The 25,160-nt window shown below is 60.5% G+C and carries 26 protein-coding genes; 8 read left to right on the top strand and 18 right to left on the bottom strand.

The genetic code is table 11. From position 1 onward, the window contains the following. The 6 genes from ROG8370_RS10590 to ROG8370_RS10565 form a co-directional block, all read right to left on the bottom strand. Positions 1-433 (bottom strand): transposase (locus ROG8370_RS10590; RefSeq protein ID WP_139838105.1); only part of this gene is annotated, 433 nt, incomplete at its 3' end. Positions 434-705: 272 nt separating this feature from the next. Continuing rightward, entirely contained in the window at positions 706-1,278 is a 573-nt protein-coding gene (locus ROG8370_RS20935; RefSeq protein WP_245827314.1) for a thermonuclease family protein, read from the bottom strand. 320 nt (positions 1,279-1,598) lie between these two features. Next, complete coding sequence (locus ROG8370_RS10580; protein WP_085827051.1) at positions 1,599-2,543, bottom strand: OmpA family protein; 945 nt, start codon at positions 2,541-2,543, stop codon at positions 1,599-1,601. Further along, positions 2,543-3,121 carry a peroxidase-related enzyme gene (locus ROG8370_RS10575; RefSeq protein ID WP_085827059.1) on the bottom strand — a complete coding sequence of 193 codons (579 nt, stop codon included), beginning with the start codon at positions 3,119-3,121 and terminating at the stop codon, positions 2,543-2,545. Before ROG8370_RS10575 ends, ROG8370_RS10580 begins: the two co-directional genes overlap by 1 nt. Positions 3,122-3,126: 5 nt before the next feature. Further along, positions 3,127-3,843 carry a GNAT family N-acetyltransferase gene (locus ROG8370_RS10570; protein ID WP_085827050.1) on the bottom strand — a complete coding sequence of 239 codons (717 nt, stop codon included), beginning with the start codon at positions 3,841-3,843 and terminating at the stop codon, positions 3,127-3,129. Continuing rightward, positions 3,840-4,562 carry a competence/damage-inducible protein A gene (locus ROG8370_RS10565; RefSeq protein WP_085827058.1) on the bottom strand — a complete coding sequence of 241 codons (723 nt, stop codon included), beginning with the start codon at positions 4,560-4,562 and terminating at the stop codon, positions 3,840-3,842. Before ROG8370_RS10565 ends, ROG8370_RS10570 begins: the two co-directional genes overlap by 4 nt. 49 nt (positions 4,563-4,611) lie before the next feature. On the opposite strand from ROG8370_RS10565, the gene sfsA reads away from it, so the two are divergent. Together sfsA and map are read left to right on the top strand one after the other, a co-directional pair. Next, on the top strand, positions 4,612-5,313 hold the full coding sequence (gene sfsA / locus ROG8370_RS10560; protein WP_085827049.1) for a DNA/RNA nuclease SfsA: 702 nt from the start codon (positions 4,612-4,614) through the stop codon (positions 5,311-5,313). 75 nt (positions 5,314-5,388) lie between these two features. After that, positions 5,389-6,204 carry a type I methionyl aminopeptidase gene (gene map, locus ROG8370_RS10555; protein ID WP_085827048.1) on the top strand — a complete coding sequence of 272 codons (816 nt, stop codon included), beginning with the start codon at positions 5,389-5,391 and terminating at the stop codon, positions 6,202-6,204. A gap of 2 nt (positions 6,205-6,206) precedes the next feature. On the opposite strand, the gene ROG8370_RS10550 is transcribed toward map, so the two are convergent. The 11 genes from ROG8370_RS10550 to coxB all read right to left on the bottom strand — a co-directional run bounded on the left by ROG8370_RS10550 (position 6,207) and on the right by coxB (position 16,077). Beyond that, entirely contained in the window at positions 6,207-7,625 is a 1,419-nt protein-coding gene (locus tag ROG8370_RS10550) for an FAD-binding oxidoreductase (protein ID WP_085827047.1), read from the bottom strand. Positions 7,626-7,716: 91 nt separating this feature from the next. Next, positions 7,717-8,532, bottom strand: coding sequence for an MBL fold metallo-hydrolase (locus ROG8370_RS10545; RefSeq protein WP_085827057.1), 816 nt, complete (start codon positions 8,530-8,532; stop codon positions 7,717-7,719). Positions 8,533-8,576: 44 nt separating this feature from the next. Continuing rightward, complete coding sequence (locus ROG8370_RS10540) at positions 8,577-9,164, bottom strand: GNAT family N-acetyltransferase (protein WP_085827046.1); 588 nt, start codon at positions 9,162-9,164, stop codon at positions 8,577-8,579. Next, positions 9,164-10,426: a M16 family metallopeptidase gene (locus ROG8370_RS10535; protein ID WP_085827045.1), complete on the bottom strand. Its 1,263-nt coding sequence runs from the start codon at positions 10,424-10,426 to the stop codon at positions 9,164-9,166. The genes ROG8370_RS10540 and ROG8370_RS10535 overlap by 1 nt, the downstream gene beginning before the upstream one ends. Continuing rightward, on the bottom strand, positions 10,423-11,811 hold the full coding sequence (thrC, locus tag ROG8370_RS10530) for a threonine synthase (protein ID WP_085827044.1): 1,389 nt from the start codon (positions 11,809-11,811) through the stop codon (positions 10,423-10,425). Before thrC ends, ROG8370_RS10535 begins: the two co-directional genes overlap by 4 nt. After that, positions 11,808-12,491 (bottom strand): SURF1 family protein, encoded by a 684-nt coding sequence (locus ROG8370_RS10525; RefSeq protein ID WP_085827043.1) that lies wholly within the window; start codon positions 12,489-12,491, stop codon positions 11,808-11,810. The genes thrC and ROG8370_RS10525 overlap by 4 nt, the downstream gene beginning before the upstream one ends. Before the next feature lie 102 nt (positions 12,492-12,593). Beyond that, complete coding sequence (locus tag ROG8370_RS10520) at positions 12,594-13,394, bottom strand: cytochrome c oxidase subunit 3 (protein ID WP_085827042.1); 801 nt, start codon at positions 13,392-13,394, stop codon at positions 12,594-12,596. 25 nt (positions 13,395-13,419) lie between these two features. Beyond that, positions 13,420-14,004, bottom strand: coding sequence for a cytochrome c oxidase assembly protein (locus tag ROG8370_RS10515; protein ID WP_085827041.1), 585 nt, complete (start codon positions 14,002-14,004; stop codon positions 13,420-13,422). Then, positions 14,004-14,168, bottom strand: a complete 165-nt coding sequence (locus ROG8370_RS20560) for a cytochrome c oxidase system small membrane protein (RefSeq protein ID WP_170865018.1) — start codon at positions 14,166-14,168, stop codon at positions 14,004-14,006. Before ROG8370_RS20560 ends, ROG8370_RS10515 begins: the two co-directional genes overlap by 1 nt. Continuing rightward, positions 14,165-15,121: a heme o synthase gene (gene cyoE / locus ROG8370_RS10510; RefSeq protein WP_085827040.1), complete on the bottom strand. Its 957-nt coding sequence runs from the start codon at positions 15,119-15,121 to the stop codon at positions 14,165-14,167. The genes ROG8370_RS20560 and cyoE overlap by 4 nt, the downstream gene beginning before the upstream one ends. 71 nt (positions 15,122-15,192) lie before the next feature. Beyond that, complete coding sequence (gene coxB, locus ROG8370_RS10505) at positions 15,193-16,077, bottom strand: cytochrome c oxidase subunit II (RefSeq protein ID WP_085827039.1); 885 nt, start codon at positions 16,075-16,077, stop codon at positions 15,193-15,195. 205 nt (positions 16,078-16,282) lie between these two features. Here coxB and tldD point away from each other — a divergent pair, with 205 nt between their 5' ends. The 5 genes from tldD (at position 16,283) to ROG8370_RS10480 (ending at position 23,482) form a co-directional block, all read left to right on the top strand. After that, positions 16,283-17,707 carry a metalloprotease TldD gene (tldD, locus tag ROG8370_RS10500; RefSeq protein WP_085827038.1) on the top strand — a complete coding sequence of 475 codons (1,425 nt, stop codon included), beginning with the start codon at positions 16,283-16,285 and terminating at the stop codon, positions 17,705-17,707. A gap of 332 nt (positions 17,708-18,039) precedes the next feature. Continuing rightward, the gene (gene dprA, locus ROG8370_RS10495; protein WP_085827056.1) at positions 18,040-19,185 is read left to right on the top strand and encodes a DNA-processing protein DprA; all 1,146 of its coding nucleotides are present in this window, start codon (positions 18,040-18,042) and stop codon (positions 19,183-19,185) included. Positions 19,186-19,289: 104 nt separating this feature from the next. Then, positions 19,290-22,016 (top strand): type I DNA topoisomerase, encoded by a 2,727-nt coding sequence (gene topA / locus ROG8370_RS10490; protein WP_085827037.1) that lies wholly within the window; start codon positions 19,290-19,292, stop codon positions 22,014-22,016. A gap of 135 nt (positions 22,017-22,151) precedes the next feature. After that, positions 22,152-22,856 (top strand): CoA transferase subunit A, encoded by a 705-nt coding sequence (locus ROG8370_RS10485; protein WP_085827036.1) that lies wholly within the window; start codon positions 22,152-22,154, stop codon positions 22,854-22,856. Next, positions 22,856-23,482 carry a 3-oxoacid CoA-transferase subunit B gene (locus tag ROG8370_RS10480; protein WP_085827035.1) on the top strand — a complete coding sequence of 209 codons (627 nt, stop codon included), beginning with the start codon at positions 22,856-22,858 and terminating at the stop codon, positions 23,480-23,482. The genes ROG8370_RS10485 and ROG8370_RS10480 overlap by 1 nt, the downstream gene beginning before the upstream one ends. 159 nt (positions 23,483-23,641) lie before the next feature. Here ROG8370_RS10480 and ROG8370_RS10475 read toward each other — a convergent pair whose 3' ends face one another. Further along, positions 23,642-24,454 carry a lytic transglycosylase domain-containing protein gene (locus ROG8370_RS10475; protein WP_085827034.1) on the bottom strand — a complete coding sequence of 271 codons (813 nt, stop codon included), beginning with the start codon at positions 24,452-24,454 and terminating at the stop codon, positions 23,642-23,644. A 360-nt stretch (positions 24,455-24,814) separates the two neighbouring features. On the opposite strand from ROG8370_RS10475, the gene ROG8370_RS10470 reads away from it, so the two are divergent. Next, positions 24,815-25,051, top strand: coding sequence for a Flp family type IVb pilin (locus ROG8370_RS10470; RefSeq protein WP_306372367.1), 237 nt, complete (start codon positions 24,815-24,817; stop codon positions 25,049-25,051). Positions 25,052-25,160 lie beyond the last annotated feature (109 nt).

Below are 25,160 nucleotides of genomic sequence, written 5' to 3'. Positions count from 1 at the left end.
TCGCCTTGCGCTGACCGCTGACCAGACCTTCCGCGATGCAGCGCGCGACGGTCCCCTCGAACAGATGGCGCAGCAGTTCGCTGTCGCGAAACCGACCATGCCGGTTTTTTGAAAACGTCGAGTGATCGGGGATGCGGTCGTTCAGATCAAGGCGGCAGAACCAGCGATACGCGAGGTTCAGATGCACCTCTTCGCAGAGCCGTCGCTCGGATCGGATGCCGAAGCAATAGCCGACCAACAGCATGCGGATTAGCAGTTCGGGATCGACGGAGGGGCGGCCCGTGTGGCTGTAGAACTCCGCAAGATGCGTGCGGATGCCGCCAAGATCGACGAACCGGTCGATGGAGCGCAGCAGGTGATCCTGTGGGACATGATCCTCAAGCGAGAACTCGTAGAACAGCGCCGGTTGCGCTTCCTGCCTCGGTCCCATCATCGCCGGTCCTCCCCCTCGATTACAGGAATTGAATCAGCAGTTCAGACTTCGATCAAGGAAGAGTTTTTCAACAAAATAAGCCCAACCTGTTCATTCGTCAGAAGGCGGCGAATGCCGGCTTGCTCGGCACCACCAACAACAGGCCATAACCTAACCCGACCATGGTCACATGAAGATACTCAGAAAGACGAAAGCCTGATAATCGGTATGCGGTTGAAGCAGGGAATAATCGCCAACTGACATTTGGTATTTGCTGCAGCCAACGGTTGAAATCAACTTACGGCCTTTTTTGCTTCGAATTTTTCCCAAACGTGCATGTGTCCCTTTTGGCGGGCAGCGGCGAGCCAGAGTTTCCTGCGGGCGTCCGGTGTTTCCATTTTTTGGTATACTCCGCCTGAAAATTTTGGCCAATCAATAGCCAAACCCATTTTGACCATCTCTGCTGACAGGTCTCGACCATCTGGTAAGGTACACAGTGCCACAGTGCGCCCGTAGTCATCTTTCTCCGTTATTTCGGCGCGCACCTTGTGACCTTTGCAGAGCTTCACCAATGCCCACTTGGCTTTCTTGCCGTATGGGTGGTTAAGCTCGGGTGCATCAATACCGAACAAACGAACTTGCGTTTTGTTTATTGTAATAGTGTCACCGTCGGTAACGTACGCGGCACCTGCTATGACTTTCTTCGCAGGCAGATGTTCTGCGCTTTTTGCATCGAACCGTGCGGTTTGTTTTCTTGGAGTACCAGCCGACGAAATTCGGATCGGTTTCAGGGGCTCGTGTTGCGCCGGAGGATTATGCTTTGAATTTGCCGGACCATCGTCGGAGCGGTTAAAGCGAACGGCCACAATAACAATACCGATAAGTATCAGAAACCGAAAACTATTTCCACCGAAGTCACCTCGTTGATCTAAGAGTATTGCCCTCTATAAGTGCATATTTATTTAGAGAGATCCAGAAAGACCGAACGTTAGTCTGCTTTTGGCCACGAAAGTTCTACAGCAGGCCGTCAACGCTTTGATTGTTTATGAAGGAGAACTTCACAGCGGACATACATCCAATGTCTGTTTGGTCCCGCATTGCCGACCTTCAAGCAGATCGCGATGACGGTCGGGTTGGTGTCAGGGTTGCCTGACACATCCACGCAGCGTGATTGATAAAATGCTCGTTAACGGGTGTCGAGCAACACCGCCTCGACCCGCCGATTCAGATCGCGCGTGGCCGGGTCGCGGTTGCTGGCGATCGGCGCGAGATAGCCAAGACCTTCGGCCTCAAGCTGTGCGCGGGTAACGCCGTGGGTCGTGACAAGGCGTTCAAGCACGGCCCGCGCGCGGGCACGCGACAGCGCGATATTGGCGTCAAGCGCACCAACGCTGTCGGTATGCCCCACGAGCGCGATCCGACGTGCGGGATCGGCGTTCAGAAAGGCGGCCAAGGTCGCAAGGCTGGCAAACGGCCCCGGCCCGAGCGCCGTCGCGCCCGAGGCGAAATCAAGATCGCCCAACACCACGTGCCCCTCTGCGAGCAAGGCCTGCGCCAAGGGCGTGGTGGCTTGACCCTCATCGCCTTCGCCCTGTGCCACGGGCAGGTCAGGCAGGGTTTGCACCGCCCCGGCCCCGGTCGCGCTGATATGGCTGATCTGAACATAGCCGGTATCGCCAGAGCGGCTTACCAGAAGCGCGACATACTCAAGCCCGGCGCCGTCATCACCCCGGCGCGCCGCCAGATAGCGGAAATCGAACAGGTCGACGAACATATCCGGCGCGGCCAAAATCGGCGCGTTGAAGCGGAAATCAAACCCGCCACAGTCCTGATTGCTGCACTCGAAAAGCACCTGCCAGCCGGCCACTTCCAGCTCTTCGCGCATCGGCCGCAGAACCTGAAGCGTGGTAAGGCCCTGCCCGGTGACCCGCCAGGCCTGTTGTGTGACGCGCCCCTCAAGCCGGGCGCGCGGCAAGGTTGCGTCCGCAAAAGGGCCGGTGGGCAAAAGAAAGGTGTCAGCCTCTTCGACGATCTCTGCGCTCATCACCGCATTGCTTGGCAGAGACAGCTCCAGCGCCCCGCCGACCTGCGGCAGAACCAGCGCCAGAACAAGGGCCACCCGCGCGCGCATCACCCCTCGCGGGCCTGCGCGTGATATTCGGGGTTGGGCTGCATGCCGGTGGCGCTTGCGACCCGGTTGGTCATGTTGAAAAACGCCGCTACATTGGCGATGTCCCAGATGTCACGTTCACTGAACCCAACATCACGCAGCGCGGTGCGGTCAGCCTCTTCGATCGTGGCGCTTGCGGTCGTGACCTTGGCGGCGAAATCAAGCATCGCCCGCTGACGCGCATCAAGCGGCGCGACGCGGTAATTCATCACCATCGCCTCGCCCAATGCCGGATCGCCCGACAACTGACGCACCGCCGCGCCATGGGCGACCTGGCAATACCAGCAGCGGTTGATCGAGCTGACCACGACGGCGATCATCTCGCGCTCAAGTTTGCTGAGCCCGCTATCAGCCAGCATCAGCTCGTTATAAAGCGCAGCAAAGGTGTTGAGCTTTTCGATGTCAAAGGCATGCGCCTGAAGCACGTTGGGGATCATGCCAAGCTTGTCCTGACAGATATCGAAATATTTCTGCGTGGCGGGCGGCAGAGGGTCAACCATGGGCAGGTCAAGGGCGGTGGTCTGGTCTGGTTTTCTCATTTTCATCATGCCTTTTGTCGATAGTGATACTGTCCCACAAGCGTCATGCCGAGGGAAGCATAGAGGACGTTGGCGCCCGTATTGGCCTGGGTACAGACCACGCTCATATGCGTGGCGCCGTGGCTCGCGGCCCATGTGGCGGCGGCCTGCATCACATAACGGCCCATGTTCTTGCGACGGCTCTCGGCGTGCACCTCAAGCGCATGAACCATGGCGATTCCGTCATATATGGCACAGAATGCAGTGGCGGCGGGGCGGTTCTCGGCGCGCCCGAAAATGGTGGTTTTGGGGGACTGCGCGCGGCGCATCACGTCGATGCGCCCCGGCCCGATGCCGCCCGCCGCCCATATATCAAGCTGAATCGCCAGCGGCTCCCAGATGGCAAAGGTGCTGGTGCGCGGCGTCGGCTTGGCAAGGTCGCCAATCGGTGTGACGTAGAGATTGACCGGATCGACGATGTCATACCCCTGATCGGCCAGCATCGCGTCAAGCGCGTCGTCGCCCTCGCGGATCATGAAAAGCGGGGCCTGGCCAAGCGCCTGCATGGCGGTTTCCGCCTCGGCCAGCTTGTCAGCCGTGACCGGCTGGCGCGCAGTGGCCGACGACACCCGTTTGCCGCCACCCTGCCCGTCGCGGATCACCCAATCGTCAAGCTCGGATATGGTGGCGGGCGGCCATGTGCCCTCGACCACATCGTAAAGGGTATTCACATCGGGTGTCATGCTGGGAAGATCGCCGCAAGCTCGGCCATGGCGGCGTCAACGCGGCTTCCGTTCTGACCGCGAATGACGATATTGGCACCATAGCAGCCGTCGCGCTGAAACGGGTAAGAGCCGATGGATAGGTCGTCGTAACGCGCGGCGAGATCGCCAAGCGGCCCGGCAATGTCGCCTTCGCCCCGGTTGATCTCAAGGGTTTGCGACAACACCGGCGCGCCCCCGGTCAAGGTCGGCAGAATGCTGGCCAGCATCGCCTGAAAGATCGCGGGCACCCCGGCCATCACGTGCACATTCTCGATGCTGAACCCCGGAGCGGTGCTGATCGGGTTGTCGATCAAGCTCGCCCCGTCGGGAATGCGCGCCATGCGCAGGCGCGCCTCGTTCAACTCTTGGCCAGAGCGCGCGTAATGCGCGGCCAGAAGCGCGCGGGCATCGTCGCGCACGCCAATCGGGCGATCAAAGGCGCGGGCCACGTTCTCGGCGGTGATATCGTCATGGGTCGGGCCAATCCCGCCCGAGGTAAAGACCGTGTCATACCCCGCGCTTAGCGCCTTGACGGCGGCGACGATGGCCTCTGGGTCATCGCTGACCACCCGCACCTCTTGCAGGTCGATTCCGGCCTTGGTCAGCTCTTGGGCGAGGTAATGCATGTTCGCATCGCGTGTGCGCCCCGACAGGATCTCATCCCCGATGACAAGCATGGCGGCGGTTGGGTTCGGCATGTTGCGGGCCTCCTTGAACAGATGCATGACCCGGTATAGGCCTGCTGTCATGCGCTTTCAAACCCCTCTTGTGCCTGCCGTGCTTATCCGTCGCTATAAACGCTTCCTCGCCGATATCCGGCTGGAGGACGGGCGCGAGGTCACGGCCCATTGCGCCAACCCCGGAAGCATGATGGGACTGGCCGATCCGGGCCTTAAAATCTGGGTCGAGCCGAATGATGATCCAAAGAAGAAACTGAAATTCGGCTGGCGTCTGGTCGAGCATGAGGATGGCCATTTTACCGGCGTCGATACCAGCCTGCCGAACCGCGCCCTGCGCGCCGCGCTTGAGGCGGGTGATATTGTCGAACTGGCCGCCTATGACACTGTGCGCCCCGAACAGAAATACGGCACCAACAGCCGAATTGACTTTCTGTTGCAGGGCGCGGGTTTGCCCGATGCCTATGTCGAGGTGAAATCAGTGACCCTGGCGCGCGCGCCGGGCCTTGCGGAATTCCCCGATAGCGTGACGGCACGGGGCGCACGGCACCTTGGCGACCTGGCCGAAATGGCGCGTCTTGGCCATCGCGCCGTGCTGTTCTATCTGGTCCAGCGCAGCGATGCGCGCTCCGTCGGCGTGGCCCGCGATATCGACCCGGCCTATGCCGCCGCCCTTGATCATGCGCGCGCCGCCGGGGTCGAGGTTCTGGCCTATGGCACCGATATTGCCCCCGAAGCGATCACAATCGCACAAAGACTGCCCCTGCGGTAACCTGCCCCTCTGGTCCTTTCGCGCAAATGGGCCTAGATAAAGGGAAAATGTCACAACCGCACGAGAGGGCCAAGCGTGACCGAAAAACATCGTGGACGACTGACACGCGACGGAATTCGCATCCATGAGGCTGCGGATTTCGCAGGCATGCACAAGGCCGGCGAACTGGCCGCGCGCATTCTCGATGAGATCGCGGATCAGGTTTTCGTCGGTCAGAGCACCGGCGTGATCGACAAGCTGATCGAGGAAAAGGTCAACGAGGCTGGCGCCAAATCGGCGACGATCGGCTATAAGGGCTATCGTCACGCCAGCTGCATCAGCGTGAACCACGTGGTCTGTCACGGCATCCCGGGCGACAAATTGCTGAAAGACGGTGACATCCTGAACGTCGACGTGACGGTGATTGTCGATGGCTGGTTTGGCGACACAAGTCGCATGTACGTCGCAGGTAAGCTGAGCCGCAAGGCAGAGCGGCTTATCGAGATCACGCATGAATCCCTGATGAAGGGGATCGAGGCGGTCAAACCCGGCAATACCTTTGGCGATATCGGCCACGCGATTCAATCTTATGTCGAGGCGCACCGCATGTCGGTGGTGCGTGATTTCTGCGGTCACGGCCTTGGCCGGGTGTTTCACGCCCCGCCCAATGTTCTGCACTATGGGCGTCCGGGCACCGGTCCGGTCCTCGAAGAGGGCATGTTCTTTACCATCGAACCGATGGTAAATCTGGGCCGCCCGGAAACCAAGGTTCTGGCCGATGACTGGACGGCGGTGACACGTGACAAGTCGCTCTCGGCGCAGTTCGAGCATTCCATAGGGGTCACCGCAACCGGCGCCGAGATTTTCACGCTTTCGCCCGCGGGCCGGTTTCACCCGACCTGGGCCGCATAACCTTAAACGGCGCGCAACACCGCGCCGGGGTTCATGATCCCCTTGGGGTCAAGTGCGGCCTTGATTGCGCGCATCGCCGATAGCTTTGCCGGATCACCATAACGCTCTAGGTCATCAACCTTGAGCCGCCCGATGCCATGTTCGGCAGAGACCGAACCGCCCATCTCATCCACAAGATCGTGCAGTGCCCGCTTGATTTGATCGCGCTCGGCGTCATGATCGGCGCGGGTCTTTCCGGGCATCGGAAAGACGTTGTAGTGCAGGTTGCCGTCGCCAAGATGGCCGAAACAGTTGATCCTGAACGCGCCCAAAGCCGCAATAACCTCGCGGCCCTTTTCGACGAAGTCGGGTATCGCGCCCATCGGCAGGGAAATGTCATGCGAGCTGGCCGACCCGACGCGCCGGTTGGCCTCGGGAATCTGTTCGCGCACCTCCCAAAAGGCCTGACGCTGTGCCTCGGATTGGGCAATGATGCCATCGCTGACCAATCCCGCCTCCATCGCCTCGGCAAACAGGGTCTCAAGCGCGCTCGCCGGATCAAGCCCGCGGGCAAGGCCGACCTCGATCAACACGAACCACTCGGGGTGCGTGTCAAACGGCTGGCGGATATCGGGCAATTCCTGCGCCAAAAACTCCAGCCCCTGACGATGCATCAGCTCGAACGCACTCACGCCCTCGCCCATGTGATCGCGCGCCAGCGCCAGTAAATCCAGCGCCGCGCGTGGGTCTCGCACAACCATCACCGCCGTGCCCTCGCCTGCGGGACGCGGATAAAGCTTGAGCGCGGCGGCGGTGATCACCCCAAGCGTGCCCTCCGAGCCAATCAGAAGGTTCCGAAGGTCATAGCCGGTGTTGTCCTTGCGCAACCGCTTGAGACCATGCCAGATCTGCCCGTCGGGCAAGACCGCCTCAAGCCCAAGACACAGATCACGCGCATTGCCATAGCGCAGCACATTCACCCCACCGGCATTGGTCGCCAGATTGCCACCGATCCGCGCGCTACCTTTGGCGGCAATGCTCAGCGGGAAAAGCCGGTCAACCTTGGCCGCGGCCTCGTGAATGTCCTGAAGGATGGCGCCTGCCTCGACCACCATGACGTTCTCTTCGGTGTAAACTCCACGCACCGCCCGCATCCGCTCAAGGCTCAGGATCACCGGCAGCGCCCCCTCGGGGCTAAGCTGTCCGCCGACAAGCCCGGTGCCTCCGCCATAGGGCACAAGCGGCACGGCGGCCTCGAACGCGGCGCGCACGATCTTTGCCACATCTTCGGTGCAATCGGGCGCGACGACAACGCCCGCCCGCCCCTGCCAGCGGCCGCGCGGCTCTTCAAGATAGGCGGGGCCGACCTCGCGAAAGGCCGCAGCGGGCAATTGCTTGCGCAGGTGTTCAACAAAGGCGGGGGTCACGGAATTCAATGTCATGCGCCTTACCTATCACGCAGGTCCAAGCGATCCAGCCCTTTCATCATTCCATAAATACTCAAAACCCAACACTCTCCCCTTGCGCCATCGCTCACTCTCCTTCGCGCAGATAGGCGGGACGCAACACCACGATGGTCGGCCTCTCGGGCAGGCTGCGCAGGGAAAGCTCGATCTCGCTGGTTCCGGGGATGCTGATCGCTAAATCATTTTCCATCCCGGCCAGAAACCGCCCCAGGGTGACATCGCCGAACCAGTGCATCGGGATGACGACGTTGGCCTTGACCCGGCGCAACACGCGCATCATGCTCTCAAGGTCCATGGTAAATCCACCATCCACCGGCGCCATCACCACGTCCATGCGGCCAAGGGCGGCATATTGATCGTCCGTCGGCTCGTGATGCAGATGCCCCAGATGGGCAATGCAAAGCCCCTCGGCCTCGAAGATGAAAATCGAATTGCCCTTCGGTTCGACCCCGCCATTGTACGACCGGATATCGGTCGAAACATTGCGCACCACCATGGCGCCAAGATCAAGATGATGCTCGATCCCCTCACCATAAGGGCCCCAGCCCGGCAAGGCATGCGGAATGATCGGATCTGGGCTTGCCGTCCAGTGGGTCTCATGGGCGTGGTTCATGGTCACCACATCGGGAATGAAATCGACATTGCCGATATAGCCGGTGAAATCCGTCACCGCCGCAAGGTCGCCTGCCTGAATAAGAAACGAGGCATGTGCAATATAACGCAGCCGCACGTTATGGTCGGGCAAAGGATCACGAAACCCAGCCTTGTGGATATAATTCACCCCCGGCGCGTCCTGCGCGAGGGCGATGCAATGGCTTGGGGCGCGCTCCTGCGCGTTGGCATGACTGGCCAGAAGCAGAACAAAAAGGACAAGTCGGATCATCGGCATTCCTCCTTTACCCGGTAAAGGATAGCACGATTCAGGCCTTAGCCAACATCGGTGCGCCCGCGCCGATCCGCCCGCAACGCCGCATAAAGCACATGCGTGCGCCAGCGGCCGTTGATCTGAAGATAACTTTGCGCGACACCCTCATATTTGAAGCCGCATTTTTCCAACAACCCGCGCGAGGCATGATTTTCGGGCAAACAGGCCGCTTCGATCCGGCTGATATCGAGGCGCTCGAACGCGTAATGCACCACGCCTTCAATCGCCTCCTGCATATAGCCCTGGCGCGCGTAATACTGTCCGATCCAATAACCAAGCGTGCCCGCCTGCGCCGGGCCGCGCCTGATATTATCAAGCGTGATCGCCCCCAAAAGCGCCTGATCCTCGCGCCGGATCAGAAACAGCGGCATCGCGCTTCCGTTGGAAATCGAGCGTTGCGCCCAATAGACCCGGTTGGAAAATCCCTTGCGCGCAAGGTGATCACTGGCCCAGAGCGGCTCCCAAGGGGTGAGGAAATCGGCGCTTTCGGCGCGTAGCCCGCTCCAGTGGCGAAAATCGCCAATCACCGGCTGGCGCAGGGTCAGACGCTCGGTCTCGATCCGCAACTTCCGGCGTGGCAACATCAGCATCAGGCGGCGCGCCTCTCATTCAGCCCGATAAGGGTTGGCGCATTCTCCACCGGGCCATAAAGCGCAAGCGCCGAGGGCGCTCGTTCAACCGTGGCCTCGGCAATCCGGCGCACATCCTCTAAGGTGACCGCATCAATCCGCCCGACCACTTCGGCAAGCTCCGGCACCCGGCCCCAGATCTGAAGCATCCGCGCCAGACGCTCGGCGCGGTTTGACGGGCTCTCAAGCCCCATCAACAGCCCCGCCTTCATCTGCGCGCGGGCGCGTTCAACCTCGGCGGCGCTCATGTCATCGGCGGCGCGCTTCATCTCGTCGATCGTGATGCCCGCCAGATCGCCAAGCTGATCGGCGGAGGTGCCGGCATAGATCGTCATCATCCCGGTATCGGCATAGGCCCCGGCCTGAGCATAGATCGTATAGCACAGCCCGCGCTTTTCGCGGATTTCCTGAAACAGGCGCGAGGACATGCTGCCGCCAAGCGCGCTTGCGTAAATCTGGGTCGTATAGATATCGGGATCGGCGTAATTGGGGCTTTCAAAGGCCAGTGCAAAATGCGCCTGCTCCAGATCCTTGATGTGACGCGCCTCGCCGCCCTGAAATCTGGCAAGTGGCGGCTCGATCACAGAACTCGGGATCATGTCGCCAAACATATCAGTGGCCATGCGCACAAGTTCGTCATGATCGACCGCCCCCGCCGCCGACAGGATCATCTGACCGGGGCGGTAATACTGATCGACAAAGCCCTCAAGATCGGGGCGCGCAAAGCCGCGCACGCGCTCTTCGGCGCCCAGAATGGTGCGGCCAAGCGGGTGATCGGGATAGGCCTCTTCCTGAAGCCAGTCAAAAATGATGTCGTCGGGCGTATCGGCGGCCTGTCCGATTTCCTGAAGGATCACGCCCCGCTCGACCTCTATCTCGCGGGTATCAAACACCGGATTGCGCAGGATGTCGGCCACCACATCAAGCCCCAGAGGCACGTCCTCTTTCAGGACACGCACGTAATAGGCGGTCACCTCGCGGCTGGTATAGGCGTTGATATAGCCGCCCACATCCTCGATCGCCTCGGCGATCTCAAGCGCGCTGCGCCGCTTGGTGCCCTTGAACGCCATATGTTCGAGGAAATGCGCGATGCCGTTCTGCTCTGCCCGCTCGTTGCGGGCCCCGGCCAGAACCCAGACACCGATGGCCGCCGATTGCAGCCCCGGCATATGCTCGGTGACGATGCGAAATCCGTTGGGAAGGGTGGTCAGTTGGACACTCAATGGGCGATCCGTTCCTTGATAAGGGTTTCGATGGCGCTCAGGTCGTTGGCCACCCGCGTCAAGCGCTCTGGGCGGTCGTAAAGATCGGCCATGCGTTCCGGCAGGGGCGCGTGCTGACCCGAGGCCTCTTGCACAGCGTCGGGAAACTTCGCCGGATGGGCGGTGGCCAGCGTGATCATCGGCACGCCGGTCTGGCGCATGGTCTCGGCGACATGCACACCGACGGCGGAATGCGGGCAGAGCAATTCGCCGGTTCCGGCCCAGGTGCGCGAAATCGTGGCGCGGGTCTCATTCTCGTCACAGCGCCCCGAATCAAAGGTTTCGCGCAACGCCTGCAAGGCGCCCTGGCTCACGGAAAAACCACCGGCCTTAAGCTCGTCCATCAATTGAGCGACCGCGCCACCATCTTCGCCGTAAGCGTAATAAAGCGCGCGCTCGAAATTCGAACTGACCTGAATATCCATCGACGGGCTGATCGAGGGGATCACGCCGTCGGGCTTGTATTCGCTGGTCGAGAGACAGCGATGCAGGATGTCGTTTTGATTGGTCGCCACCACAAGCCGGTCAATCGGCAGGCCCATGCGGCGCGCAATAAAGCCCGCGAAGACATCGCCAAAATTGCCGGTCGGCACCGTAAAGCTTACCTTGCGATCCGGCGCGCCAAGCGACACGGCGGCAGTAAAGTAATAGACCACCTGCGCCAGAACCCGCGCCCAGTTGATGCTATTGACGCCGGCAAGGCCGACCGCATCGCGGAACTCGAAATCGTTGAACATATCCTTGACCCGCGCCTGCGCGTCGTCGAAATGCCCGTCGATGGCGAGCGCATGCACGTTGCCCTCAGACGGAGTTGTCATCTGACGGCGCTGCACCTCGGAGACGCGGCCATGCGGGTAAAGGACAAATACATCCACCGCATCAAGCCCGCGAAACGCCTCGATCGCCGCTGACCCGGTATCGCCGCTGGTGGCGCCGACGATGCACACGCGCTTGCCAGACCGCTTGAGAGAAAATTCGAACAGCTGGCCAATCAGCTGCATCGCGAAATCCTTGAAGGCGAGCGTCGGGCCGTGAAACAGTTCGAGCAGGAAATGCCCGCTATCAAGCTGTTTCAAAGGCGCGCGCGCCGCGTGGCCAAACCCGGCATAGGCGCGCGAGATGATGCCGCGAAACTCGGCGTCGGTGAAAGCATCGCCCAGAAACGGGCGCATCACGCGAAAGGCGACCTCTTCATAGCTTTGTCCCTCAAGCGCGCGGATATCAGCCGGGCTCATTTCCGGGATCGATTCGGGCAGATAAAGGCCGCCATCGCGCGCAAGCCCGGTCAACATCGCCTCTTCAAAGCTGAGCGTGGGCGCATTGCCCCGTGTCGAGATATATTTCACGTCGTTTTGCCTTTCTCTGCCTGCCGCATCCGCCACAGGAAAAACCCGGTCATCATCAGCCAGATAACGGCCAGCGAATACCACGTAATTGCATAGTTGAGGTGATCGTTCGGAATGCCGCTTATGTCCAGCGGCAGCGGCGCAAGGCCCGGCTCGGAGACCGAGATCTTGCGCGCGACCACCAAGATCGGTTCAGTCTTGAGGATCTCGGCCATCGGCGCAAGATCGCGCGCGAACCAGATATTTTTGGCAACGTCGTTTTCCGGCGTCGAGCTTAGCCGCTCGTCGGGCCAATGCAGGTTACCCGTGACCTCGATAATACCCACGGGCGGGGCCGGGAGCGGATCGTTCACCGAGATGAAACCACGATCCAAGAGAACCCGGCGCGCGCCGGTATCAAAGGCGGAAATCAGGCGATATCCCGCGCCGATCTGTTTCTGGCTGACAAGCACGCGCAGGGCCGTGTCGCCGACCGTGCCGCTGACCTGCACCGGAAGATAGCGGTGATCGTCGATGCTCGGCGTTTCAGGAATCTCGGTCGGGGGGGCGGAAATCTGGGCGCGGATATCGGCAAGGATCGCCTCTTTCCAGGCCAGCCGGTCAAGCTGCCAACTGCCGAGGGCGACAAGCACCGCAGCGCCAGCCAGGCCAAAGATCACAGGAATGATATAGCGGCGCACCGCGGGCCTCCGTCAAAGGAAAAGCGCGCACCCTCGTGCGCGCCTTGATGTTTTGCCGTTCCGCGCGGATTGTTCAACCACATTCCGCGCCGACTGTTTGGCTTAGCCGCCCCAGATATAGATCGCGGCGAACAGGAACAACCAGACCACATCAACGAAGTGCCAGTACCAGGCTGCCGCCTCGAAACCGACATGCTGTTCGGGGGTGAAATGACCACGCTGAAGACGGATCAGGCAGACGAAAAGGAAGATCGTGCCGATGACCACATGCGCACCGTGAAAGCCGGTCGCCATGAAGAAGTTGGCGCCATAGATGTTGCCCGAGAAGCCAAAGGCCGCATGGCCATATTCATAGACCTGAAACACGGTGAAGAGCGCACCAAGGGCAATCGCAAGGATAAGCCCCCACTTCATGTCTTTGCGGTTGTTGTCATGCACAAGCGCGTGGTGCGCCCATGTGGCGGCACAGCCAGAGCACAGCAGGATCAGCGTGTTGATCAGCGGCAGATGCCAGGGGTCAAAAGTCTCGATGCCAGCCGGCGGCCAGACACCATCAACCAGCGGGCTTTGCGGGCCCATCGGGTACATTGCGTGCTTGAAGAAGCTCCAGAACCATGCGGCGAAGAACATGACTTCGGACATGATGAACATCATGAAGCCATAGCGCAGGCCGATCCGCACGACCGGTGTGTGATCGCCGGTCTCGCCTTCGTTCACCACATCGGCCCACCAGCCGAACATGACGTAAACAACGCCGACAACCCCGGCCAAAAGCATCCACGGACCATGGTCGTGGAAGAAAAGGACCGCGCCGAACAGCATGACGAACCCCGCCAAAGAGCCGAGAAGCGGCCAGAGGGAGGGGGGCAGAATGTGATAGTCGTGATTTTTTTCGTGTGCCATCTTTGTATTTTCCCTCGTCGAAGGCTCAGTTCAATTGTGTATCGGTTTTGTTGCTCTGCACAAGCGCCGCTTGGGTCTCTTCGGGCAGATCAATTTCGTAGAACGTATAGGACAGGGTGATCGTATGCACGTATTTTGCGTCCCTGTCTGTTACGATTTCGGGGTCGACGTAAAACGTCACCGGCATCTGCACCCGCTCGCCGGGTTGCAGCACCTGTTCGGTGAAGCAGAAACAGTCGATCTTGGTGAAAAACCCACCCGCCTCGTAGGGGGTGACGTTATAGGCGGCAGAGCCGGCAACAACGCGGTCGGTCGGGTTATAGGCCTCGTAAAAGGCCAGGCCGGTCTCGCCGATCTTCAATTCCATCTCATGCACGACCGGTTTGAATTCCCATGGCATGTTGCGGTCCTTGCTGCCGTCAAAGCGGATCTTGATGGTCTGCTCCAGCACGGTATCGCTGGCGACGGCGGCGACGCCGGTGGTGCCGCCAAAGCCGGTCACCCGGCAGAACCAGTTGTAAAACGGCACCGAGGCCCAGGCCAGCCCCCCCATAAGCACCACGACACCCACGAGCCGGGTCACGGTTTTGAGTTTCGGATCCATCGCCATCAGCTTGTCGCCCCCTGTTTAGCAGGAACCTTGAAGTCGTTGTTCGACACCTTGGCAATGGTCAGGCCAAACACCAGTGCCACGAAAATCGCCAGCACAAGACCAAGGCCAAGATTGCGGCCAAAGCGGCGCTTGTGAAGTTCATGTTCCTCGCGAAAGCTCATACCCAGCCTCCAAGCCCAAAGCCTGCCAGAGCGGCCTCGGCCAGAATTGCGGTGAAATGCGCGAAAAGATACCACAGCGACAGCTTGAACGCCTTCTTCTCAACCCGGTATTCATCGGCCTCGGCCATGACTTCGTCGCGCCGCCAGATCACATAGGCGTCGCGCAGGAACAGGGCGTTGAACACCAATGCCACCGCAAGATAGATCGGCCCGCCAATCCCGGTAAACGCCGCGCCAACCGCAAGAATGGCCAAGAGCACCGTGTAGACGAAAATATGTGTCCGTGTTGATTTGCGCCCATGCGTCACGGTCAGCATCGGCACCCCGGCCTTGTGGTAATCGCCTTTCATGAAAAGCGCCAAGGCCCAGAAATGCGGCGGGGTCCACATGAAGATAAGCGCGAACATCAGCACCGATTCTATGCTGATTGATCCGGTCGCCGCCGCCCAGCCGATCATCGGAGGAAAGGCCCCTGCCGCGCCACCGATGACGATATTCTGCGGGGTCCAGCGCTTGAGGCCGATAGTGTAGATCACCACGTAGAAAAAGATCGTAAAGGCCAGAAGGCCCGCCGCCACCGCATTGGTGGCCAGCCAGAGCATCACGACCGACATCACCGCGAGAGTCACACCAAAGGCAAAGGCCTCGTCTCGGGTGACCTTGCCGGCCGGAATCGGGCGCTTGCTTGTCCGCTTCATCAGCGAATCAATATCGGATTCCCACCACATGTTGAGCGCACCGGCAGCGCCGCCGCCCACCGCAATGAACAGGATCGCGGCCAAGCCGACAATTGGGTGCACACCGACCGGAGCCGCCAGCAGACCGACAAACGCAGTGAACACAACAAGCGTCATCACCCGCGGCTTGAGCAGGGCGAAGAAATCGCCGAACTCGGCCTCGCCGGGCTGCGCCGTCTGGGTGGTGGTGCTGGTGTTGATGGTCGCGTCGCTCATCTGGCTCTCCGCTGGCCCCTGAGGGTCACATTTGGGGAGACTGCGCGCAGGGTGCGCGCAGTCCTTTAGGCTTAGTTGGCCGAAGCCACGTTAACCGAGCGCGGCGTACCGGCATATTCCTCGATCGCGCCCTCAAGCCACTTTTCATATTCGGCTTCGCTCACCACCTTGACGGTGATCGGCATGTAGGCATGCGACTGACCGCAAAGCTCGGAACACTGACCAAAATAGATGCCTTCTTTCTCGGCCTTGAACCAAAGCTGGCTCAGGCGGCCGGGAACCGCATCCTGCTTCACGCCAAAGGCGGGGATGGTCCAGCTGTGGATCACATCTGCGCCTGTCAGCTGCATGACGACAACCTTGTTGACCGGAACGACAACCGATGTGTCGGTGGCCAGAAGGAATTCATCCTTGCTGTAACCCGCTTCGACAAGCTGCGCCTCGACCTCGGGGCTCATACGGTTTTCACCACCGGTGGCCGGCGCGCCGATCATGTAGCTGTCAAAGCCGAAATCATGGTCGGTATATTCATATCCCCAGTACCACTGATAGCCGGTGACCTTGATGTGCACTTCGCCGTCGGGAATTTCCTGTTGCTTGAACAGAATGGGAAGCGAAAACGCCCCAATGAACACCAGGATGACAATCGGGATGATCGTCCAGGCGATCTCGACCGGGGAATTGTGGGTGAAGGTCGCCGAGGTTGCGTTCGCGCGGCGGTTATAACGCACGGCCACGATCGCAAGAAGCACGGTCACGAAAAGCACGATGGCGATGATGATCACGTTGATCATCCCGTCGAGCCATTGCAGATCGCGGGCCAGCTCGGTCGCGGCGGGTTGGAACCCCATCTCGCCATCTGTGGGTTTGCCGACGATCTCTAGACCCTCCTGCGCCATGGCAGGAAGGGCGGAAAGGGCGGCCAGAACGGCCATAAGGCTTGAAGTTAGTCGCATTTTAACCCCTGATCGGTTGAAGCGGTTCATATATCTTTGTACGGGTCGACCCACCCAAAGGCGGAATCCCATTGTCTCAGTGCCGTCTAAAACCATATTCTGCACCAGACGACAAGAAAGACCATTGCGGCAAACGGACGCTTTTTTGATTTAGATCAAATTAATCGCCACCGTCTTAACGCCGCTATATAGGACAAATTTCGCCATGACCGATACCCCTTTTCGCCCATTCGACAGCCTTCTTGACCGCGACACGGCGCTGAGCCACCTGCAAGAGGCCACCAGAGGCGCCGATGATGGCGAGCTTTTTCTTGAGCGGCACCGCTCCGAGGGCCTTCTTTTTGACGATGGTCGCGTCAAGACCGCCTCTTATGACGCCTCCGAAGGCTTCGGGCTGCGGGCCGTGCGCGGCGAGGTCACGGGCTATGCACATTCCTCCGAGGTCAACGACTCCGCCCTGATGCGCGCGGTTGAAACCGCCCGGCTTGCGGTTGGCGAAGGCGGCGGCACGCTGGCCGCGGCGCCCGCGCAGACCAACCGCCGCCTTTATACGGATGCCGATCCGATTGCCGGGGCAAGCTTTCCGGTCAAGCTTGAGACCCTGCGCGAGATTGACGCCTTCGCCCGCGATCTTGATGCCCGCGTGGTACAGGTCTCGGCCTCGATTGCGGCATCTTTGCAAGAGGTCACGATCCTGCGCCCAGATGGCACCGAGGTCAGCGACACACGCCCGATGACGCGGGTCAATGTCTCGATCATCGTCGATGACCAGGGTCGGCGCGAACAAGGCAGCGCGGGCGGTGGCGGGCGCGTGGGCCTTGATGGTATGCTTGATCCCGCCGATTGGCAGGCCAAGACCCGCGAAGCGCTGCGCATCGCGCTTGTGAACCTGCGCGCCGAGCCTGCGCCTGCGGGCGTGATGGATGTGGTGCTTGGCCCCGGCTGGCCGGGCATTTTGCTGCATGAGGCGATCGGCCATGGGCTTGAGGGCGATTTCAACCGCAAGGGCAGCTCGGCCTTTGCGGGGCTGATGGGCCAGCGGATTGCGGCGCCGGGCGTGACGGTGCTGGATGATGGCACGATCCCGGATCGGCGCGGCAGCATCACCTTTGACGATGAGGGCACGCCGTCAGGTAAGAACGTGCTGATTGAGGACGGGATTTTGGTCGGCTATATGCAGGACCGCCAGAACGCCCGCCTGATGGGGGTTGCGCCCACCGGGAACGGGCGGCGCGAAAGCTACGCCCATGCGCCGATGCCGCGGATGACCAACACCTATATGCTTGGCGGCGAGGCCGAGCCCGACGATCTTGTGGCCGAGCTCAAGGACGGCATCTATGCCGTTGGCTTTGGCGGCGGGCAGGTCGACATCACCAATGGCAAGTTCGTGTTCAGCTGTACCGAGGCCTACCGCGTGAAAAACGGCAAGATCGGCGCCCCGGTCAAGGGCGCCACCCTGATTGGTGACGGCGCGACCGCCCTCAACCAGATTCGCGCGCTTGGCAATGACATGGCGCTTGATCCCGGCATGGGAAATTGCGGCAAACAGGGCCAATGGGTGCCTGTGGGCGTGGGCCAGCCGACGGTTTTGATCGGCGGTTTGACGGTTGGCGGATCGGCCACCAGCTAGCGAACGGCGCACCCAACCGGTCTGATCCAGCGGAATGCGCTCACGCGCATGCCGTATTCCAAGATAGGCTAGACGCGGCGTGACGCGATGCACAGCCTGTCGCACTGCCCGAATTCACCGTTCTTCAAATACTCATTTCACAATACCCGCCCAGAAAAACACGGGCGGCGGACCTGTTTGAAGGGTTCAAATCTGTAATTTCAATTATTATTTCATTATAATTCCGATACTTAACCTCGTTTTCGCAAGACCTTCCTTTTTAACGTCCTTGGTTTACTGCCCGTTAACCATCCGCGCCCTACTACTGAATACAGCAAGAAGGCGAGGCCATGATGTCCGAGGAAACACATCCTTCCACTCACCCCCCACTCCCACCCACCACGGAAGATGATCGGGTCTCGTGGCTTCGCCTCTTGCGCTCTCGCCGGGTTGGCCCGGCAACCTTTCACCGCCTCATGTCCGAACACGGCAGCGCCGATGCGGCGATTGACGCCCTGCCGGGCGTCGCCCGTGACGCAGGCGTCGAGGATTACAAAATCTGCCCTCTTGGCGTGATCGAGGCCGAGCTGCGCGCAGGCAAGGCAGCGGGGGCGCGGTTGATCTCCTGCAGGCATGCGGATTATCCCGAATTTCTGAAACAGATATCGGATGCGCCCCCGCTGCTTTGGTGCATCGGCGATAGCAGCATTCTGCAACGCCCGATGATCGGGCTAGTGGGCGCACGCAATGCCTCGTCGCTTGGCACTCGGATGGCCAAATCGCTGGCGGCTGACCTTGCGGCTCGCGGCTTTGTCATCACCTCGGGCCTTGCGCGCGGCGTCGATACCGCCGCGCATCTGGCCAGCCTAGAAGGCGGCACTGTCGCGGTGATGGCTGGCGGGGTTGATGTCATCTATCCGGCCGAGAACACCCGGCTTGCACATCAGATCGCCGAAACAGGCGTGCGCGTCTCGGAGCAACCCATCGGCCTTATCCCGCAAGCGCGCCATTTTCCAAGCCGCAACCGTCTTATCAGCGGCATGGCGCAGGCGGTCGTGGTGGTCGAGGCCGCCGCGAAATCCGGCTCGCTTATCACGGCGCGCAATGCCCTTGATCAGGGGCGCGAGGTTATGGCCGTGCCGGGACACCCCTTTGATGCGCGCGCCAGCGGGTGCAATATGCTGATCCGCGACGGCGCGCATCTGGTGCGCAACGCCGCCGATATCATCGACGCCCTGCCCGAAGTTCAGGCCCCAGAGGTTCAGCCCGACCTGCCGCTTGAGGTGCCGCAAAAAGCGCCGCCAGAGCGAAGCCTGCGCGAAACCGCTGCCCTGCATGACCAGATTTTGCGCCGTCTCGGCCCGTCGCCTCTTGCCGAAGATCAGCTTATTCGCGACCTCTCGGCCCCGGCCCGCTCGGTGGCGCCGGTGCTTTTGGACCTCGAGCTTGACGGGCATATCACCCGACAGCCCGGCGGTTTGCTGTCGCTTGCGCGCTAGGGCGCACCGAGGCACCACCAAAAACACGCCGCATTGACAATTCCCCTTGCCAGCCCACATGGTCCGCCGCCATAAGCCTCGTCCAGAGTTGAAAAGGAGTATCCATGCCCGTTGTCGTTGTCGAATCCCCCGCCAAGGCCAAGACGATCAACAAATATCTGGGCCCGGGATACACCGTTCTGGCAAGCTATGGCCACGTGCGCGACCTGCCACCCAAGGACGGTTCGGTGGATACCGAAAACGGCTTTGAGATGAAATGGGAGATCGGCGCCGACAGCCGCAAACATGTCAAAGCCATCGCCGACGCGCTGAAAGACGACAACGCGTTGATTCTCGCGACCGACCCGGATCGCGAGGGCGAGGCGATCAGCTGGCACCTGGAAGACACCCTGCGCAAGCGCAAGATCATCAAGAAGGACACGCCGGTCAGCCGCGTGGTGTTCAACGCGATCACCAAATCTGCCGTCACCGAGGCGATGAAGAACCCGCGCCAGGTTGATGCGCCGCTGGTCGAGGCCTATCTTGCGCGCCGCGCTCTGGATTATCTGGTCGGGTTCAACCTCTCGCCGGTGCTCTGGCGCAAATTGCCGGGTGCGAAATCGGCGGGCCGGGTGCAATCGGTCTGTCTGCGTCTCATCGTCGAGCGCGAGATGGAAATCGAGGCGTTTAATTCGCGCGAATACTGGTCGCTCAAGGCCTTGTTCACCACCCCGCGCGGCCAGGAATACGAGGCGCGCCTGACGGTTCTGGCGGGCAAGAAGCTTGATAAATTTGACCTAAGCAACGCCACCCAGGCCGAGCTTGCGGTTCAGGCGGTCACATCCCGCGCCCTCACGGTCAAATCGGTCGAGGCCAAGCCCGGCACCCGCAACCCCTCGGCGCCCTTCATGACCTCGACCCTGCAACAAGAGGCCAGCCGCAAATTCGGCATGGGCGCGCGGCAATGCATGAACGCGGCGCAGCGGCTCTATGAGGCGGGCTATATCACCTACATGCGGACCGACGGGATCGACATGGCCCCCGAGGCGGTAATGGCCGCGCGCGATGCGATCAAGGATCGGTTCGGCGAGGAATACCTGCCCAAAAGCCCGCGGATGTACAAGAACAAGGCCAAGAACGCGCAAGAGGCCCACGAATGTATCCGCCCCACCGAAATGACCCGCGATGCCGGCAAGATCAAAACCACCGACGCCGATCAGCGCAAGCTTTACGATATGATCTGGAAGCGCACGCTGGCCTGTCAGATGGCGGCGGCGCGGCTTGAACGGACCACGGTCGATATCGCCAGCGATGACGAACAGGTCGAATTGCGCGCCACCGGTCAGGTGATGATGTTCGACGGCTTTCTGCGGGTCTATGAAGAGGGCCGCGATGATGTGTCGGGCGATGACGATGATGATCGCCGCCTGCCCCAGATCACCGAAGGTGAAAAAGCCGCCTTTGCCAAATCCTCGCTGCGCGACCAATTCGCAAAGGCCAGCGATCAGGATGATGATGTGGTCGAGGGCGCGGGCGGCGCGATGACGCGCAGCACGGCGGCGGTTCTGGCCGCCAACGAGGCCGTGCTTGCGCTTCAGCATTTCACGCAACCGCCGCCGCGCTATACAGAGGCGACGCTGGTCAAGAAGATGGAAGAGCTCGGCATCGGGCGCCCCTCGACCTATGCCAGCGTGATCACCACGATTCAGGATCGCGAATATGTCCGCAAGGAACAAAACCGCCTGATCCCCGAGGACAAGGGCCGGATCGTCACGATCTTCCTGCTGAATTTCTTTCGCCAGTACGTCGGCTATGAGTTCACCGCCAACCTTGAAGAAGAGCTTGACGAGGTCAGCGCAGGCCAGGCCAATTACAAGGCCGTGCTTGATCGGTTCTGGCGCGATTTCTCGGCGGCGATTGCCGAAGCCTCTGATCTGCGGATCACCGAGGTGCTTGATGTGCTGGATGATGCGCTTGCGCCCACGCTCTATCCGCCGCGCGAAGACGGCAGCGATCCGCGCCAATGCCCGCTTTGCGGCACTGGCCAGTTGCATTTGAAAACCTCCAAGACCGGCGGTTTTGTCGGCTGTGGCAATTATCCCGAGTGCCGCTATACCCGCCCGATTGGCGGCGATAGTGCCGATGGCGGTGACCGGGTTTTGGGCGAAGACGGCGGCGATGAGATCAGCCTGCGCTCGGGGCGGTTTGGCCCTTACGTTCAGCGCGGCGAAGCCACCGAAGAGAACAAGAAGCCGCCCCGCGCCAGCCTGCCCAAGGGCTGGAAGGCCGAGGATATGGACCTTGAAAAGGCGCTCACCCTTCTGAGCCTGCCGCGCGAAGTGGGCGAGCATCCCGAGGGCGGCATGATCACCACCAATTTCGGGCGCTTTGGCCCCTATATTCACCACAAGGCCCCGGATGAGGCGAAAGGCGTTTATGCCAACCTCAAGGATCCGGCGGATGTGTTCGAGGTTGGCATGAACCGCGCGGTCGAGCTTTTGGCGGCCAAGCGGGCCAACCCCGGCGGGCGCGGGCGCACAGCGGCCAAGGCATTGCGTGAACTTGGCGAGCATCCCGACAGCGGCGGCCCGGTCAACGTGATGGAAGGGCGCTATGGCCCCTACATCAAGTGGGACAAGGTCAACGCGACCCTGCCCAAGGGGACCGAGCCCGCCGATGTCACCATGGATATGGCGGTTGAATTGATTGCTGCGAAAGCCGGTAAAGCGGGCAAGGGTCGCAAGACGGCGGCGAAAAAACCCGCTGCCAAAAAGACCGCTGCCAAGAAACCCGCGGCGAAAAAGGCCCCGGCCAAGAAAGCGGCCCCCAAGAAGACGGCGGCGGGCGAATAGCCCGCCCTGCCCTGCTGAATGACCTGCCGCGATACGTAGTAACCCCTAATTCCCTGCGATGCAGCGGCGCCTGCGTTGACATGGACGGGCGAAGCACCCCATACCCGTGGCAACTGAAATTCAGGAGGGCTACTCATGAAAAAGGTCTATGGCTCGGCGGCAGAAGCGCTGGACGGGCTGCTATTTGACGGGATGATGATCGCGGCGGGCGGGTTTGGTCTCTGCGGTATTCCGGAATTGCTGTTGCAGGCGATCAAGGAGGCCGGGACCAAGGACCTGACCTTTGCCAGCAACAACGCGGGCGTGGATGATTTTGGCATCGGCATTCTGCTGCAGACCAAGCAGGTCAAGAAAATGCTAAGCTCCTACGTGGGCGAAAACGCCGAATTCATGCGCCAGTATCTGTCCGGAGAGCTTGAGCTTGAGTTCAACCCGCAGGGCACTCTGGCCGAGCGCATGCGCGCCGCAGGCTGTGGAATCCCCGGCTTTTACACCAAGACCGGTGTCGGCACGGTGATCGCCGAGGGCAAAGAGCACAAGGATTTCAACGGCGAGACCTATATCCTTGAGGAAGGCATCTTTGCCGACCTTTCGATCGTCAAGGCGTGGAAGGCCGATGAAACCGGCAACCTGGTGTTTCGCAAGACCGCGCGCAACTTCAACCCGCCGGCCGCCATGTGCGGCAAGGTCTGTGTTGTCGAGGTCGAGGAAATCGTGCCGACCGGATCGCTTGACCCCGATCACATTCACCTGCCGGGCATTTATGTGCACCGGATCATTCAGGGCGAGCACGAGAAACGGATCGAAAAAGTCACAACCCGCCAGAAGGGAGCCGCATAATGCCTTGGGATCGAGATCAAATGGCCGCCCGCGCGGCGCAGGAACTTGAGGATGGCACCTATGTCAACCTTGGCATCGGCATCCCGACGCTGGTCAGCAACTATATCCCCGAGGGCGTCGAGGTCACGCTTCAGTCGGAAAACGGCATGCTTGGCATGGGCCCGTTTCCCTACGAGGGCGAGGAAGACCCCGACCTGATCAATGCGGGCAAGCAGACGATCACCGAACTGCCCCAGACCGCCTATTTCGATTCCGCGCTTTCGTTCGGCATGATCCGCGGCGGCAAGATCGCCATGGCGATCCTTGGCGCGATGGAAGTGGCCGAGAACGGCGATCTGGCGAACTGGATGATCCCCGGCAAGCTGGTTAAGGGCATGGGCGGCGCGATGGATCTTGTCGCGGGCGTCGGCCGTGTGGTGGTTGTGATGGATCACACCAGCAAACATGGTGAGTCAAAAATCCTCAAGAAATGCACCCTGCCCCTGACCGGAACCGGGGTCGTCGACCGGATCATCACCAACCTGGGCGTGCTGGACGTCACCCACAAGGGCCTGCATATCGAGGAGCTGGCCCCGGGCGTCACCCGCGAAGACATGATCGCCGCAACCGAGGCGACAATTGTCTGATCCGACACATTATATATAGGATATATAGGGGCCTGTCAGGCGCCTTTGGCCGGGCCGGGATTTTCCCTGGCCCGGCCTTTTTATAACGACGAGAAAGAGCTAGAGCATGTCGCATGTTCGAGAAGCTCGAAACCGGTTCCCACTTTTGAGCAACATGCTTTAGTTCATCGCAAGGTTAAGAGCGCAGGCATCGGTGATCAGTTCGGGCCGAGTTTTGCACAGGCCCCGCGCCACCTCGTAAGCGGCCAGAACCTTGGGCACATAATCGCGGGTCTCGGCATAGGGCGGCACGCCCTTGTGGGTTTTGACCGCGTTCTCACCGGCGTTATATCCGGCGAGCGCCATCAGGGCGTCACCCTCGAATTCACCGAGCAACCAGTCAAGATAGGCCACACCGCCCTTGATGTTCTGCTCGGGCTGCATCGCGTCACTCACGCCAAAGCGGCTGGCGGTGGCGGGCATGAGCTGCATCAGGCCCTGCGCCCCGGCGCCGCTTATCGCATCAGCGCGTCCGCCCGATTCAACCGCGATGACCGCAAGCACCAAGGCGGGCGATACCCGCGTGCCGATGGTTTCGCGCAAAATGTGACGCCCCTCGGCCAAAGCGATCTCCTGCAGGACCTGAAGGCGGGGCGCGCCTATGCTTTTGCCGGAGGGCGGCTTGCTGAGCTGTTGCGTGGCCGCGCGCAATCGCGCGGGCGTATCAGCGCTCAGCTCTGGCGGCACCAGATCCCAGAACCAGCTGTAACTTGTGACGCGCGGCGCAGGGGCCGCATTGTCTTTGTCGGCCGCGGCCGGGGCGGGTACGGCGCTTTGCGGTTCGATCTGAACATTGATTCGTCGCTTGACCCCGGCAGCGGGCGGTTTCTGGCGTTTGAAGGTAAATTCGGGAAAGGGCGGCGGATCACCGGCCTGCACCGATAAAGGCCAGACTAGAATCGCGGCGATTCCAAAAACTTTAATGATTTTCATTGCGGGCTCTGCTCTGCCTCTGATTGATTGGCCACAGTATCGCAAAAGTATGGATTTTTAGCCAGTATTGTATTCAAAAGGCTAGCCCCCTAGGGGATATTTTCGCCATATTCACTATCGCAAAAGTACTTGCTTCATCTTTTTGAATTTTTAGTTTGTTAACTTTCAACGACTTACCGAAATTCTTTCGCATTTGTTAATCTTCACGAAAATCGCTTTAATGCCGCCTAATTCCCGCCCGATTTCACTGGCTATATCAGGTCATACCACGACGGTAGCCGGCCATTAAAACACGACGGGCCCTACACCGAAGCGGTTGTTTAAACTGAGCAAACTGATCCTTTGGAGGGACACACAATGATGAACTTTATCAACCAATTCGTAAAAGACGAAGACGGCGCCGTAACAGTTGACTGGGTTGTTCTGACCGCCGCTGTTGTTGGTCTGGGCGTTGCTGGTGTGGCTTCGGTCAACACCGGGATCACCGGTCTTGCCGGTTCGATCGGCTCCGAGCTGAGCGGTGCGGGCGTTGCCGATCTGGGTACCTTGGGTATCGCGAACACCGGCACCACCGGCACCACCGAACCTGCACTATAAGGTCTCTAATACCGGGACACGGATCAGGGCGTCGCCCTAGGCATGACCTGATCCTCGTCCGGCTTTTTCAGGGGCCGACGTTTACACTGATGGCCGGAAATCCCTTGGA

The sequence above is a fragment of the Roseovarius gaetbuli genome (assembly GCF_900172365.1).
Classification (GTDB): Bacteria; Pseudomonadota; Alphaproteobacteria; order Rhodobacterales; family Rhodobacteraceae; genus Roseovarius; species Roseovarius gaetbuli.
The sequence above is the reverse complement of the archived record's forward strand: the minus strand, read 5'-3'. Positions and strand labels throughout refer to the sequence as shown.

What these genes read in the sequence shown, in the direction of transcription:
- ROG8370_RS10545 (WP_085827057.1), bottom strand. Translation starts at nt 8,532, where the DNA reads ATGATCCGACTTGTCCTTTTTGTTCTGCTTCTGGCCAGTCATGCCAAC.
- ROG8370_RS10520 (WP_085827042.1), bottom strand. Translation starts at nt 13,394, where the DNA reads ATGGCACACGAAAAAAATCACGACTATCACATTCTGCCCCCCTCCCTC.
- ROG8370_RS10565 (WP_085827058.1), bottom strand. Translation starts at nt 4,562, where the DNA reads ATGCCGAACCCAACCGCCGCCATGCTTGTCATCGGGGATGAGATCCTG.
- ROG8370_RS10575 (WP_085827059.1), bottom strand. Translation starts at nt 3,121, where the DNA reads ATGAGAAAACCAGACCAGACCACCGCCCTTGACCTGCCCATGGTTGAC.
- ROG8370_RS10515 (WP_085827041.1), bottom strand. Translation starts at nt 14,004, where the DNA reads ATGGCGATGGATCCGAAACTCAAAACCGTGACCCGGCTCGTGGGTGTC.
- tldD (WP_085827038.1), top strand. Translation starts at nt 16,283, where the DNA reads ATGACCGATACCCCTTTTCGCCCATTCGACAGCCTTCTTGACCGCGAC.
- ROG8370_RS10550 (WP_085827047.1), bottom strand. Translation starts at nt 7,625, where the DNA reads ATGACATTGAATTCCGTGACCCCCGCCTTTGTTGAACACCTGCGCAAG.
- ROG8370_RS20560 (WP_170865018.1), bottom strand. Translation starts at nt 14,168, where the DNA reads ATGAGCTTTCGCGAGGAACATGAACTTCACAAGCGCCGCTTTGGCCGC.
- ROG8370_RS10540 (WP_085827046.1), bottom strand. Translation starts at nt 9,164, where the DNA reads ATGCTGATGTTGCCACGCCGGAAGTTGCGGATCGAGACCGAGCGTCTG.
- ROG8370_RS10480 (WP_085827035.1), top strand. Translation starts at nt 22,856, where the DNA reads ATGCCTTGGGATCGAGATCAAATGGCCGCCCGCGCGGCGCAGGAACTT.
- ROG8370_RS10470 (WP_306372367.1), top strand. Translation starts at nt 24,815, where the DNA reads ATGAACTTTATCAACCAATTCGTAAAAGACGAAGACGGCGCCGTAACA.
- topA (WP_085827037.1), top strand. Translation starts at nt 19,290, where the DNA reads ATGCCCGTTGTCGTTGTCGAATCCCCCGCCAAGGCCAAGACGATCAAC.
- ROG8370_RS10485 (WP_085827036.1), top strand. Translation starts at nt 22,152, where the DNA reads ATGAAAAAGGTCTATGGCTCGGCGGCAGAAGCGCTGGACGGGCTGCTA.
- coxB (WP_085827039.1), bottom strand. Translation starts at nt 16,077, where the DNA reads ATGCGACTAACTTCAAGCCTTATGGCCGTTCTGGCCGCCCTTTCCGCC.
- dprA (WP_085827056.1), top strand. Translation starts at nt 18,040, where the DNA reads ATGTCCGAGGAAACACATCCTTCCACTCACCCCCCACTCCCACCCACC.
- ROG8370_RS10475 (WP_085827034.1), bottom strand. Translation starts at nt 24,454, where the DNA reads ATGAAAATCATTAAAGTTTTTGGAATCGCCGCGATTCTAGTCTGGCCT.
- ROG8370_RS10570 (WP_085827050.1), bottom strand. Translation starts at nt 3,843, where the DNA reads ATGACACCCGATGTGAATACCCTTTACGATGTGGTCGAGGGCACATGG.
- ROG8370_RS10580 (WP_085827051.1), bottom strand. Translation starts at nt 2,543, where the DNA reads ATGCGCGCGCGGGTGGCCCTTGTTCTGGCGCTGGTTCTGCCGCAGGTC.
- cyoE (WP_085827040.1), bottom strand. Translation starts at nt 15,121, where the DNA reads ATGAGCGACGCGACCATCAACACCAGCACCACCACCCAGACGGCGCAG.
- sfsA (WP_085827049.1), top strand. Translation starts at nt 4,612, where the DNA reads ATGCGCTTTCAAACCCCTCTTGTGCCTGCCGTGCTTATCCGTCGCTAT.